Source organism: Flavobacterium sp. LMO6, from assembly GCF_009495795.1.
In the GTDB taxonomy this organism is placed as follows: domain Bacteria; phylum Bacteroidota; class Bacteroidia; order Flavobacteriales; family Flavobacteriaceae; genus Flavobacterium.
Genome location: NZ_WIBH01000002.1, coordinates 37,439 through 51,638 on the forward strand (window position 1 = coordinate 37,439; position 14,200 = coordinate 51,638).

Sequence of the window (14,200 nt, forward strand, 5' to 3'; positions counted from 1 at the left end):
TTAATCTAGCATTATTCTTTATGCTCTTTTCTTTTTCGCTACAAGCTCAGGTAGGCGAGGAGGAAAAAGATTCTATTAAAACAGGTGTTGATTTAGGGAAACTTAATATGCCTAATCCCGTTAGTATTTTAGATAAATATACATATGATCCAGCTTCTGATCGTTATATTTATACGAGCTCTGTTGACGGGTTTAATATTAATTATCCAATGATTCTTACGCCAAAACAATTTGAAGAACTTGTTTTGAGAGAACGAATGCGTAAATATTACCAAGAAAAATCGGCAGCGATGGATGGTAAAAAAGCAGGTTCCGAAGATGCTAAAAAAGATTTATTACCAAGATATTATGTAAATTCTAAATTTTTTGAAACTATATTTGGAAGCAATACTATTGATGTAAAGCCTACAGGTTCTGTTGAATTAGATTTAGGAATTCGTTTTACTAAACAAGATAATCCTTCTTTATCTCCAAGAAACAGAAAAACAACAAGTTTCGATTTTGATCAAAGAATTAGTGTTGGTTTACAAGGTAAGGTTGGAACACGTTTAAATGTTAATGTCAATTATGATACACAATCTACTTTTGCATTTCAAAATTTAATTAAATTAGAATACACTCCTACCGAAGATGATATTATTAAGAAAATAGAAGTAGGAAATGTTAGTTTCCCATTGTCTAATTCATTGGTTAGAGGCGCTCAAAGTTTATTCGGGGTAAAAGCGCAATTACAATTTGGTAAAACAACTTTTACAGGAGTTTTCTCTGAACAAAAATCGCAAACGAAATCAGTTACTTCTCAAGGTGGAGGAACTCTTCAAGATTTCGAAATTTTTGCCTTGGATTATGATGCCGATCGCCATTATTTCTTATCTCAATATTTCAGAAATAATTATGATAAAGCTTTAGAGACTTTTCCGTATGTAAATTCGCGTGTTCAAATTAATAGAATTGAAGTTTGGATAACGAACAAACAAAATCGAGTAAATTCTACCGAAAATAACCTAAGAAATATTGTGGCACTTCAAGATTTAGGAGAAGCGCCACTCACAAATGTTTTGCCACAAGAAACGGTTCACATAGATTTAGTTTCAAACCCAACTTTTTACAATGTTGCTGCAAATACACCCACAAATAATTCCAATAATAAATATGATCCTAGTAGTATAGGAAGTAATTTTTTAAACAGTTCTATTAGAGATGTTTCTTTAGCATCTAATGGTTTTAATGTTGTTGGTGGCGCTTCTGAAGGAGTTGATTTTGCTAAGCTAGAAAATGCAAGAAAATTAACGTCAACAGAATATACGTATCATCCTCAATTAGGATATATTTCCTTAAATCAGAGATTAGCAAACGATGAAGTTTTAGCAGTTTCTTATCAATATACGATTGGAAGTGATGTTTATCAAGTGGGAGAATTTGGTACAGATGGTGTTGATGCAACAAATGTGGGCGGAACCGGTATTCCTAATTCTCAAGCATTAGTGTTAAAATTATTAAAAAGTAATTTAACTATTGATAAGTATCAAGTGGCAGGTATAGATTATACAATGCCTACATGGAATTTAATGATGAAAAATATTTACCAAATTCCTGGTGGATATCAATTGCAACAAGAAGATTTTAAATTAAACATTCTTTATACAGATCCGTCGCCTTTAAATTACATAACGCAATCTGGGATTGATGCTTTGCCTTCAGATGTAGAGCAAACACCCTTGTTAAAAGTGTTTAATCTAGATCAATTAAATTATACAAATGACCCGCAAGAAGGTGGTGATGGTTTTTTTGACTTTTACCCAGGATTAACAGTAGATACACAAAGAGGAAAAATTATTTTTACAACAGTTGAGCCTTTTGGTAAACATTTATTTGAAAAACTAGATGTTCCGGCTTTGGTTGAAAATTACGATGATCCGTTAACCTATAATAGCAATCAAGCCAAGTATGTTTTTAGAAGTTTGTATAAAACTACTCAAGCAGCTGCTTTGCAGGAAAGTGCAAAAAATAAGTTTCAATTAAAAGGACGTTTTAAATCTTTAGGTGGAGACGGAATTTCAATTGGTGCTTTTAATGTTCCTCAAGGTTCAGTAGTGGTTACTGCTGGTGGAAGAGTTTTGGTTGAAGGTGTAGATTATACGGTAAATTATCAAATGGGTAAGGTACAAATTCTTGACCCATCATTACAAGCATCTAATACTCCAATTGAAGTTTCAGTAGAAAACAATTCTGTTTTTGGGCAACAAACAAGACGTTTTTGGGGATTAAATGTAGAGCATAAGTTTAATGATAAGTTTTTAATGGCAGCTACCGTTTTAAACATGTCTGAAAGACCTTTTACAACCAAATCAAATTATGGGCAAGAGTCTGTAAATAATACCATTTTCGGATTTAACACAAACTACTCAACAGAGGTTCCGTTTTTTACAAGATTAGTAAATAAGTTGCCAAATATTGATACGGATGTTCCATCAAATTTATCTTTTAGAGGTGAAATCGCTTATTTAAAACCAGGGGCTTCTAAAGCGGATCAATTTAACGGTGAAGCAACAACTTATATAGATGATTTTGAAGGTTCTCAAACCACAATTGATATGCGTTCGCCTCAAGCTTGGACATTAGCAAGTGTGCCTTTGGAAGGTAATTATGACGGAATTGCGACCACCGCAGAACCACTTGCCGATGATTTAAGTGTTGGTTATAAAAGAAGTAAATTAGCTTGGTATTCAATTGATCCTGTTTTCTATACGCAAACACCAGCAGGAATTAATGATGATGATTTATCATTTAATAAAACAAGACGTATTTTTAGTCGCGAATTATATCCTGTAACCGATATTGCTCAAGGGCAAACAACCGTTATAAGTACATTAGACTTAACATACTTTCCTAAAGATAGAGGAGCATATAATTTTAATCCTAGTTTAAGCGGATCAAATCAATTTACAGATTTAGAAGCTCCTGAAACGTGGGCAGGTATAACTAGAGCTATCAATTCAACAAATTTTGAGCAATCAAATGTAGAATATATTCAGTTTTGGGTAATGGATCCGTATTATGGGAATGCTGGTGATAAAGCGGACCCAACAAATACAGGAAAATTAGTTTTTAATCTTGGAGAAATATCTGAAGATGTTTTAAGAGATGGAAGAAAATTATATGAGAATGGATTACCAGAAGTAGGTTCAACTCAACCAACAATTAGTACAGCTTGGGGACAAGTACCGGCTTCTCAATCATTGATTTATGCGTTTGACACTAATGAAGCAAATAGAGCGGTTCAGGATGCTGGTTTTGATGGGTTAACAGATGCTGAAGAAGCAGCGAAATTTGCAGATTTCGCGTCTTATCCTGACCCATCTGCAGATAATTATCGATTTTATTTGGAAGCTACAGGAGATATCGTTACTCGATACAAAAATTACAATGGATTTGAAGGAAATTCACCAGTTTCAGTTACAAACGATAACAGAGGTAATACAACATTCCCAGATGTAGAAGATGTAAATCGTGACAATACGATGAATACCATTAACGCTTATTTTAAATTTGAAGTGCCTTTTCAAGCATACGGAGATAATGATGCAGATGTACCTGTTGGGCAATATTATATTGCTGATTTTAGAACAGACGACAATGTAGATTTACCAAATGGTGCTGTGGGTAAAGTAAGATGGATATTATATAAAATTCCAATTTTAGAGGTTATAGATGCTAATAAAGTAGGTCCAATTTCAGATTTTCGTTCCATTCGTTTCATGAGAATGTATATGAGTGGATTTAAAGATGAAGTTACGCTACGTTTTGGTGCTTTAGATTTGGTTAGAGGGGAATGGAGACGTTATACCGGTAAATTCGATCAATTAGATCCTGATCCAGATGATGAAAATACAGGATTTGATGTAGTGGCTTTAAATATTCAAGAAAACGGACAAAGAAGTCCTATAAATTATGTAACTCCTCCAGGAGTGGTTCGAGAGCAATTGTATAACAACAATACCATTATTAACCAAAATGAGCAATCTCTTTCTTTACGAGTTTATGATAAATTAGGAGGAATAGTTAATGGTTTAGAGAATGATGATGCAAGAGCCGTGTTTAAAAATGTAAATGTAGATATGCGTCAGTTTAAAAAACTACGTATGTTTTTACATGCAGAAGCAGTTCAAAACGGAGATTTACAAGATGATGAATTAATCGCTTTTATTCGTTTTGGAAATGACTTTACAGATAATTTCTACCAAGTTGAAATGCCTTTAAAAGTTACTGCTTATGGTGCTTCAACTCCAGATGAAGTTTGGCCTTCTGAAAATGAAATAGAAATTTCTTTAGATTTATTAACTAAGTTAAAGATATTAGCTCTTCAGAATGATCCATCTATTTCGCTTGATTTAGATGGAGTTGGATTTGTAGAAGAAGAGGCAATTGGTTCTTCTAGTAATAGATTGACTCTAGGAATAAAAGGAAACCCAAATTTTGGACTGGTTAGAACTTTAATGATCGGTATCAAAAATAAATCGGGCAGCATTAAAAGAGGTGAAGTTTGGTTTAACGAACTTCGTATGTCTGATATGGATAACAAAGGCGGATATGCAGCGGTGGCTAATTTAGACACCAATTTTGCTGACTTTGCAAATGTTTCGGCTACAACTAGATTAGGAACTATCGGTTTTGGCGCTTTAGAACAAGGGCCAAATGAAAGAAGTAGAGAAGATGTTTTTCAATATGACATTGTAACAAATGTAAATTTAGGTAAACTATTACCAAAAAAATGGGGAATTAATTTACCGTTTAATTATGCTGTGGGCGAAGAAACCATCACGCCAAAATTTGATCCTTTTTATCAAGATATCGAATTAAATCAGTTATTAGATATAACAACTGACGCAACGGAAAGAGCAAATATTGAGCAAAGAGCAATTGATTACACAAAAAGAACTAGTTTCAATTTAATTGGAGTTAAAAAAGAGAAAAATCCAGAAAAGAATACTCATTTTTACGACGTAGAGAATTTAACTTTGTCTTATTCTTTAAATGAAACGGAACATCATGATTACGAAATTGAAAATTTAATTGATAAGCAAAATAGAACTACAGTTGATTATGCTTATACTTTTAAACCAAAAACAGTTGAGCCTTTTAAAAACACAAAGCTTTTCAAGAAGAGTGGTTATTATAAAATGTTGAGCGATTTTAATTTTAACTATTTACCAAGTAATGTTTCTTTTAGTTCAAATATAATTCGTCAATTTAACAGACAACGTTTTAGATTAGTTGATGTGCAAGGAATTGGACTTGGCGATTTGTATAGAAGAAATTATTTCTTTAACTATACGTATGGCTTTAATTATAATGTAACAAAATCACTTCGTTTAAATTATACTGCTTCATCTAATAATATCGTTCGTAATTATTTAGATGAAAATAATTTACCAATTGATGGATTAGATATTTGGGACGATTATTGGAATATTGGAGAATCAAATCAACACAACCAACAATTGGTTGTAAATTACGATTTACCAATTAATAAAATTCCAGTGCTTAGTTTTGTTAAATCTACTTATACGTATACAGGAGATTATAACTGGCAACGTTCGTCAGATGCTTTTTCAACTATTACAGGTGAAGATGGCAATATTTATGCTTTAGGGAATACTATTCAGAATGCAAATTCACATAAGTTAAACACAACTTTAAATATGGATTTGTTTTATAAGTATATTGGTTTAACTAAAACCAAAAGCAATAAGAAAAAAGTTGCGACTAATAAAGATAAAAATGCTGTTCCAAAACCAGGACAAAAAGTAACGGCTCCAAAAGGAAATATTACTTCTGAAAGAGGTCTTTTTATGAGTGGTTTAATAGGAGTGATTACAAGTGTTAAAAACATTCAAATTAATTACACCGAAAATAATGGAACAGTTTTACCAGGATATCTTCCAGGTTTAGGATTCTTTGGTTCGTCAAAACCAACATTAGGTTTTGTTTTCGGAAGTCAATCAGATGTTCGATATGAAGCAGCACGCAATGGTTGGTTAACAACATTCCCTGAATTTAATCAGAACTTCACTCAAGTAGAAACTAAAAAAATTAATTTCACTGCTCAAATGGAATTGTTTCCAGATTTGAAAATTGATTTAACGGCAGACAGAACGTATGCTTATAATTTTTCTGAACAATATGATGTTTCTGCTGGGCAATATAATTCGCGCGCTCCATATGATTTTGGTAATTTTAATGTTTCAACTATTTTAATTTCAACTGCATTTACTCAAAGTGATGTAAACTTTTCTCAAACATTTCAAGATTTTAGAGATAATAGATTAGTAGTTGCTAACAGATTAGCAGAAGGTTATTATGGAGGAGGATCATTCCCAAGAGATGCAGATGGCTACCCTATTGGGTTTGGAAAAAATAGCCAGCAAGTATTATTGCCTTCATTTTTATCAGCATATTCGGGTCAAGATGTAGCTAAAGTATCAACCGGTGTATTTAGAAATGTTCCGTTACCAAACTGGACAATAAAATATACTGGACTTATGCGATATAAATGGTTTAAAGATAATTTTAAACGTTTTTCAATTCAACATGGATATAGAGCAAGTTATAATGTCAATTCATTTCGTTCTAACTTAAATACAGCTCCAGTTGATGCTAATGGAAATTTCTTTGCTTCTAAGATTATTTCAAATGTCAATCTTGCGGAACAGTTTAATCCTTTAGTTAAGGTTGAGTTTGAAATGAAAAATTCAATAAAAATTCTGGCCGAACTTAAAAAAGACAGAACGTTAAATATGAGTTTCGATAATAATTTGCTTACAGAAGTTAGTGGAAACGAATACATAATTGGTCTTGGATATAGAATTAAAGATGTAACGTTTAATTCAGCTTTAGCAGATAATGTAAGCGGAATTATTAAAAGTGATATTAATATTAAAGCTGATTTTTCATTGCGTAAAAACAATACAATTGTTCGTTATTTAGATTACGACAACAATCAATTAGGAGGAGGTCAAGATTTATGGTCGGTTCGATTGACGGCAGATTATTCTTTTAGTAAAAATTTAACTGCTATTTTCTTCTATGATCATCAGTTCTCTCAAGCGGTAATTTCTACTTCTTTTCCTACAACAAATATTAGAAGCGGATTTACATTACGATACAATTTCGGGAATTAATTTAAATTTTATAAAAATATATCTCAACCACTCAAAATCAGTTTTTTGAGTGGTTATTTTTTTATTCAAAAAAATAACAAAAACCTTTTTTTCAATTCAATAAATAAAATTACATTTGTACGTCAAAAAATTATAACCAAATGAATATACCAACTAATTTAAAATACACTAAAGACCACGAGTGGGTTTCAATTGAAGGCGATGTTGCAACAGTAGGAATTACAGATTTTGCTCAAAAAGAATTGGGTGATATCGTATATGTTGAGGTGGAAACTTTAGATCAAACTTTAGATAAAGACGAAGTTTTTGGAACAGTTGAAGCTGTGAAAACCGTTTCAGATTTGTTTTTGCCTTTGTCTGGAGAAATTATCGAATTTAATGACTCATTAGAATCAGATCCTGAAAAAGTAAATTCTGATCCTTATGGAGATGGTTGGATGGTGAAAGTAAAATTTTCTGATGCATCTGAAGTAGAAACGCTTTTATCTAGTGAAGATTATAAAGCACTTATCGGAGCGTAACTATTTATATCTTGCTATAACTTGGGCTGTTTTAATTACAATTGCAAGTTTAGTAAGTCTAAATGGTATTCCTAAAGGATACGTATCTGGGAATGATAAGGTTGTGCATTTTATATTTTATGCTGTTTTTGTTATTTTATTGAGTTTAGCAAAAAGTAAATCTTGTTTTAAAAGTAAACATGATTTGTTAATTATTCTTTTTGTAATACTATATGGCATAGTTATTGAGATATTACAAGGTGTATTAACCAAAAACAGAGAGGCTGATATTTACGATGCCATTGCTAATTCGTTAGGAGCAATTGTAGGATTTATTTGCTTATACTGTGTAAAAAATAAAATTTTTAATAAATTTTTTTAAAACATTTCTAATATTAACTATATTAGCACTTCAAAATTAAAATTATGGAAATAAAGAAAAATCCTAATGTAGATCCAAAGAGAAATAGTTCATTATATTTCCTTGTTGGTCTTACTGCTATTTTATTGTTGACTTATGTTGGCATTGAGCTTAAATCAGAAGACCCAAGAGTTGTGGTTGAAAAATTAGATATTCTAGATAATTTTGTACAAGATGAAGAGGCAATTTTAACTATGCCACCAGTACAAAAATTACCACCACCACCACCACCTGCTCCAGAGGTAATCCAAATTGTTGATAACAAGCAAGTTATTGAAGATAAAAAAATTGAAACTACAGAAGTAGATGAAAATAAACCAGTAGTAGTTAATAATGCTGCTCAGTACGGTGACGAAGGTGGAACAGCTGATGAAATTGATGAAGAAGTTCCTTTTGCGGTTATTGAAGATGTTCCTGTTTTTCCTGGATGTGAAAAAGTTGAAAAAAGCAAGCGTCTAGAGTGCTTTATGGAGCAAATGGCAAAACACATAAAGAGAAATCAAAATTACCCTGAACGAGCAATGGAAGATAATATTCAAGGTAGAGTAGCTGTTTTGTTTGTTATTGATAAAGATGGAAGTATTACAAATGTTCAAGTAAAAGGTCCTAAAGGTGGAGAACTTTTAGAGAAAGAGGCAAAACGTGTAATCGAAAAATTACCAAAATTTAAACCAGGAATGCAACGTGGAAAACCTGTAAAAGTTAAGTACAGTCAACCAATTACATTTAAATTACAATAATATTGAATCCCAACTTTTTAAGTTGGGATTTTTTTTGGCATATAAATTGTATAGATTAATTAACAAAGCGTTAACTGTTAATCTATATATTATGAAAACAAATGTCGATTTCCCAAAAAGAGCCAAAAATAGTTTTATCTATTTTCAAGTTGGACTAATTGCAACTATGGTTGTTATTTTATTTGTTTTGGAATTTAATTTCGAAAATAAAGTAAAAAAAATAACACATAATCCTACAGATCTAATTGTGCCCGAAGCAACATTTGTTTATAATCCGGCTCCTGCTAGTAAAGCGCAACAAGTTAGTAAACCAATTGCAGTAAAAGTTCCTGTGGTAGTTCATTCTTTTAAACCTACCAAAGAAGAACCTAAAAAAGAGGAGAACGACTTTAAAGCGGCAACACAAGATGCTGATATAGATAAAACTCCGGTTTCAACAAATGATTTATCATCTGACACTAATGTTCCAGTAAAGCCAACAGAAGTTAATGCTTTTTCTGTTGAACAATTACCTATGTTTCAGGCTTGTAAAGGTTTAAGTAGAGAGCAGCAAAAAGCTTGTTTTGATGAACAACTAACAAAAGCAATTGTAAAACATTTAATTTATCCAGAGGAAGATATAAAAGACGGAAACCAAGGAGTAGTTCAAGTAGAATTTGTAATTGATGAAAAAGGAGCTATTACTAATGTTACGGCTTTAAATAACAAAAGATCTACAAAAGAAATGCAGTTGGCTGCAGAAAAAGCGGTTAAAAGAATCCCTAAGTTAATACCAGCTATGCAAGGTGATACTCCGGTTAAAATTAAATATACAATTCCGGTTGGTTTCCGATTGAAATAAAATAAATATAATTACTATAAAATATCCCATTTCGATGGGATTTTTTTATTTTTACATTCTCATAATCAAATATAAAATGAATATAAAGAATTTTTTAGATTCAACCTATCTTAAAACAGCAAGCCAAGCAAATCTTTCTGAAAATGAGAATACTGAAATTGTTGTAAATTGTATACAAGAAGCAATTGAAAATGATTTTAAATTAATCATGATTCGTCCAGATAAAGTTGCTTTAGCAAAGAAAATGATTCAAGAAGCTAAATCTAAAGTTACAATTGGAACTGTAATCGACTTTCCTTTTGGAACTGCAACAATTGATGAAAAATTAGCAGAAGCAAAAAAAGCGATTGAAGATGGAGCAGATGATTTAGATTTTGTAGTAGATTACGAAGCTTTTAAAAGAGGAGAACTAGATTTTGTAAAGCAACAAGTTATTCAAGGTACAAAGCTAGGCTTAGCTCATGCTAAAATTGTAAAATGGATTATAGAGGTTGCGGCACTTAATAATCATCAAATTGTTCAACTTTCAGCTTTAATTAAAAATGTTGTTATTGCTAGTTTTAGCGAAAAAGAATATGATAAAGTGTTTGTAAAATCTTCAACGGGTTTTTATAAAACACCAGAAGGAATGCCAAATGGAGCTACTGTTCAAACTATAAAACTAATGTTAGAAAATTCATTTCCTTTGCCTGTAAAAGCAGCAGGCGGAGTTAGAACGTATGAAGAGGCAGTTGAAATGATTCAATTAGGAGTAAAAAGAATTGGTACTTCGTCGGCTAAAGCAATCGCTAACGGTGAAGTTTCAAATAGTGATTATTAAAATGAAATTAATGAAAAAAATATATTATTTATTGTTGTTGATTTTTGGATGGTCAACTTTTGCGCAAAACTCGTCTAATGAACAATTTCCTCTGTTTTCAGAATGTAAAACGGCAGAAGTAAATCAGCAAGAATCTTGTTTTTATAGCACTATTCAAAATTATTTTTACACCAACTACAAAGTGCCTCAGGAAATTCAGGAGCAAAATTATAAAGGAACTGTAATTGCTGTTTTTGAAGTAGATACAATCGGGAAATTTAAGGTTATTCATATAGATGCTGCTCATGAATCTTTAAAAAATGAAGCTAAACGTGTTTTTGAGTCGTTGCCAAAGGTTTCACCAGCAACTTATTCGGGTAAACCTACCTATGCTAAGTTTTCAATTAAAATTAATATTCCTTTAATTGATCCAAATGCAAAAGTAGATTTAGCAACTAAATATGCTAAAACAAACACTTTGTTAATAGATAATAAAAAAGAATTATCTGAATACGATAATATTCAATACAAACCTTTTGAAAATCCACAATTCAAGAGCAATGGAATTGTTCAGTTTTCACATCAAAATTATGGTGTTTTTGATGCATTATTAAATCAAGTAGGAAGCAATAATCATACCGCTTCAAAGCCCTATTCATATGATGAAGTAGCAAAATATTATGATTTTGAAACGGTAAATAAAGCCTTTTTAAAACAAAAAGAATCTTGGTGGGGAAGAAAAATTTGGAATGAAAACCTAGTTGCTATTCAAGGTGAAGGTTATTGGTTTACTTTAAATCCAATTTTCGATTTTAGAATTGGAAAAGATACAGAAAGTGAAGCGTCTAATACTTTTGTAAACACAAGAGGTTTAATTGTAACGGGTGGTTTAGGTTCTCAATTAACATTTACCACTTCCATATACGAAAGTCAGGGTAGGTTTGCAGATTATTATAATGCATATGCCGAAAGTATTCGACCATCAGGTGGAAATCCCGCAATTGTTCCGGGTATAGGTATCGCAAAACGATTTAAAGAAGATGCCTACGATTTTCCTTTAGCAGAGGCAAATATTAAATATCAACCAAACAGTTTTTTAAATCTTCAGTTGGGTTACGGTAGAAATTTTCTAGGAGATGGATATCGTTCTTTATTACAAAGCGATGGTGCAAGTCCGTACCCGTATTTTAAAATCAATACCACTTTTTGGAAAATTAAATACACAAATACCTACATGTGGCTAAAAGATGTTAGAGATTTGGCTACTGTTGACGGAACGTATGCAACAAAATACATGGCAAGTCATTATTTGAGTTGGAATGTAACCAAAAGATGGAATTTAGGTTTCTTTGAAAATGTAGTTTGGACCAATACAAATGATAGAGGATTCGATTTTAATTTTGTAAATCCTTTGATTTTTTACAGAACAGTTGAATTTGGTTCATCGTCTAAAACAGGAAATGCCTTGTTAGGATTATCTTCTAAATATAAATGGAATAATCAGATTAACTTCTACGGACAATTTTTAATTGATGAATTTGCTATTGGTGATGTAAAAGCAAGCAATCAAAGTTGGAGAAATAAATTTGCTTACCAAGTTGGAGTTAAATATTATGATGCTTTTAAAGTTAAAAACTTATTACTTCAAGTAGAGTATAATCAAGTGCGTCCCTATGTGTATTCGCACAGCGATCCTATTACGAATTATGGGCATAATAACCAAAGTATGGGGCATTTATGGGGTGCTAATTTTAGAGAGTTAGTTGCAATTGCTCGTTATTATAAAGGAAGATATTTTGCTGATGTGAAATTAATCTACGGACAACGTGGTTTTGATTTTAATAATGGAACCGATAATTTTAACTACGGAGGAAATATCTATTTAGATTACGATGAAAATCGTCCCTACGATACCGGAGTTTCTATTGCACAAGGAAATAAAACGACGGTTATGATTGCCGATTTACAAGTGGGTTATTTAGTAAATCCAGCATCAAATTTAAAGGTATTTGGAAATGTAATGTTCAGAAATTTTGATCCAACAGCAGAAACTATTGCAACGGTACAATCCAATACTACTTGGTTTTCAATTGGACTAAGAAGCGATTTATTTAACTGGTATTTTGATTATTAGTAGATTTAACGAATTTTCTAAATTCTAAATTCTAAATTCTAATTTTCATATCGTATCTTTGCACGCAATTTCACAGCGAAAAACACAAAAGTGGACATAAATACTCAACCTCAGTTAAAAAAATCGTTATACAAAGACTTTGTAGAGATAACAAAAGCACGCTTGTCTATTAGCGTAGTGGTTTCTACTATTGCGGGTTATTTGTTAGGATTTAATGATGAGCACCCTTTTCAATGGTTGGTTTTATTGTTATTAATTGTGGGTGGTTATTGCATGGTGGGCGCTTCAAATGTTTTTAATCAAATCATTGAAATTGAGTTAGATGCCAAAATGGACCGAACTAAAAACCGTCCGTTGCCATCTGGAAGAATAACTAAACAGAATGCTTTTATTTTAGGAAGTGTTTTAACCATTTTAGGATTAGCAATTTTATATAATGTAAATCCTAAGACTGCCATGTTTGGTGCGATTTCGATTTTCATGTATGTAAGTTTATATACACCGCTAAAAACGCTTACGCCAATTTCTGTTTTTGTTGGAGCTTTTCCGGGCGCTATTCCATTTATGTTAGGTTGGGTTGCGGCTACAGGACATTTCGGAATTGAAGCAGGAACTTTGTTTATTATTCAATTTTTTTGGCAATTTCCTCACTTTTGGGCAATTGGTTGGTTTTTATATGATGATTACAAAAAAGCCGGTTTTTTCATGTTACCAACAGGTGAGCGAGATAAAAAAACCGCTTTACAAACCATATTATATACTATTTGGATGATTATTGCATCTGTAATTCCAGCTTTTGGATTTACTGGAAAATTATTTTTAAGTAAAATTTCAGTAGCTTTAGTAGTTTTGTTAGGATTATGGATGTTGTTTTACGCTTTTAAGTTATATAAAGAGATGGATGCAAAAGCAGCAAGAAAATTAATGATTGTAAGTGTTTCTTATATATCTTTGTTGCAAATAATATATGTTATAGATAAATTTTTACGATAGTTATGGAAAATAGAATGACTTTTGAAGAAGAGCAGTCGCGTAAAGGGAAGACCTATAGAATGTTATTGTGGTTTGGAATGATTAGTATTTGTATGATTTTCGCTGGACTAACAAGCGGTTTTATTGTAAGTAAAAAAAGACCTGATTGGGTTGCGGATTTTGGAATGCCTAAGTCTTTAATTATAAGTACATTAATTATTTTACTAAGCAGTCTTACATTTTATTTAGCAAATAAAGCTATTAAAAGTGGATTAAATTCTAAAGGAATGTTTTTTTTAGTTTTAACTCTATTTTTAGGAGTTTTATTTGTAGTATTTCAATTTAATGGCTTTTCGGAACTGTTTAGTATGCAATTAGTTCCAACAGGACCATCAAGTACTGTAAGTGTTTCTTTTCTGTATGCTTTTGTAATCGTGCATGTTGCACATCTTTTTGGAGGCATAATTTCACTATTAGTAGTAATTTATAATCATTATAAACAAAAATACAATTCGGCTCAAACCCTTGGTATTGAGCTAAGTGCGATGTATTGGCACTTTATGGATTTTATTTGGGTTTATTTGTTTTTGTTTTTCTATTTTTTCAAATAGA

General features: G+C 31.6%; 9 protein-coding genes. All 9 read left to right on the forward strand.

What is annotated here, in order from left to right; all coding sequences use genetic code 11:
• Positions 1–20 precede the first annotated feature (20 nt).
• A complete protein-coding gene (sprA, locus tag GFJ99_RS02720; RefSeq protein WP_153207599.1) occupies positions 21–7,181 on the forward strand; it encodes a cell surface protein SprA in 7,161 nt (2,386 codons plus the stop codon).
• Between the two features lie 140 nt (positions 7,182–7,321).
• Complete coding sequence (gcvH, locus tag GFJ99_RS02725) at positions 7,322–7,702, forward strand: glycine cleavage system protein GcvH (protein WP_008256093.1); 381 nt, start codon at positions 7,322–7,324, stop codon at positions 7,700–7,702.
• On the forward strand, positions 7,671–8,063 hold the full coding sequence (locus GFJ99_RS13720; RefSeq protein WP_153207435.1) for a VanZ family protein: 393 nt from the start codon (positions 7,671–7,673) through the stop codon (positions 8,061–8,063). The genes gcvH and GFJ99_RS13720 overlap by 32 nt, the downstream gene beginning before the upstream one ends.
• 44 nt (positions 8,064–8,107) lie before the next feature.
• A complete protein-coding gene (locus tag GFJ99_RS02735) occupies positions 8,108–8,842 on the forward strand; it encodes an energy transducer TonB (protein ID WP_153207436.1) in 735 nt (244 codons plus the stop codon).
• 91 nt (positions 8,843–8,933) lie between these two features.
• Complete coding sequence (locus GFJ99_RS02740; protein WP_153207437.1) at positions 8,934–9,683, forward strand: energy transducer TonB; 750 nt, start codon at positions 8,934–8,936, stop codon at positions 9,681–9,683.
• A 76-nt stretch (positions 9,684–9,759) separates the two neighbouring features.
• Entirely contained in the window at positions 9,760–10,503 is a 744-nt protein-coding gene (gene deoC / locus GFJ99_RS02745; RefSeq protein WP_153207438.1) for a deoxyribose-phosphate aldolase, read from the forward strand.
• Positions 10,504–10,513: 10 nt separating this feature from the next.
• Positions 10,514–12,616, forward strand: a complete 2,103-nt coding sequence (locus GFJ99_RS02750; RefSeq protein WP_153207439.1) for an energy transducer TonB — start codon at positions 10,514–10,516, stop codon at positions 12,614–12,616.
• Between the two features lie 90 nt (positions 12,617–12,706).
• Positions 12,707–13,609 carry a heme o synthase gene (gene cyoE / locus GFJ99_RS02755; RefSeq protein ID WP_162523906.1) on the forward strand — a complete coding sequence of 301 codons (903 nt, stop codon included), beginning with the start codon at positions 12,707–12,709 and terminating at the stop codon, positions 13,607–13,609.
• Positions 13,610–13,611: 2 nt separating this feature from the next.
• Positions 13,612–14,199, forward strand: a complete 588-nt coding sequence (locus GFJ99_RS02760) for a cytochrome c oxidase subunit 3 (RefSeq protein ID WP_008256108.1) — start codon at positions 13,612–13,614, stop codon at positions 14,197–14,199.
• Position 14,200 lies beyond the last annotated feature (1 nt).

Coding starts and splice junctions, on each gene's coding strand:
- sprA (WP_153207599.1), top strand. CDS start 21: ATGCTCTTTTCTTTTTCGCTACAAGCTCAGGTAGGCGAGGAGGAAAAA.
- gcvH (WP_008256093.1), top strand. CDS start 7,322: ATGAATATACCAACTAATTTAAAATACACTAAAGACCACGAGTGGGTT.
- GFJ99_RS02735 (WP_153207436.1), top strand. CDS start 8,108: ATGGAAATAAAGAAAAATCCTAATGTAGATCCAAAGAGAAATAGTTCA.
- GFJ99_RS02740 (WP_153207437.1), top strand. CDS start 8,934: ATGAAAACAAATGTCGATTTCCCAAAAAGAGCCAAAAATAGTTTTATC.
- deoC (WP_153207438.1), top strand. CDS start 9,760: ATGAATATAAAGAATTTTTTAGATTCAACCTATCTTAAAACAGCAAGC.
- GFJ99_RS02750 (WP_153207439.1), top strand. CDS start 10,514: ATGAAAAAAATATATTATTTATTGTTGTTGATTTTTGGATGGTCAACT.
- GFJ99_RS02760 (WP_008256108.1), top strand. CDS start 13,612: ATGGAAAATAGAATGACTTTTGAAGAAGAGCAGTCGCGTAAAGGGAAG.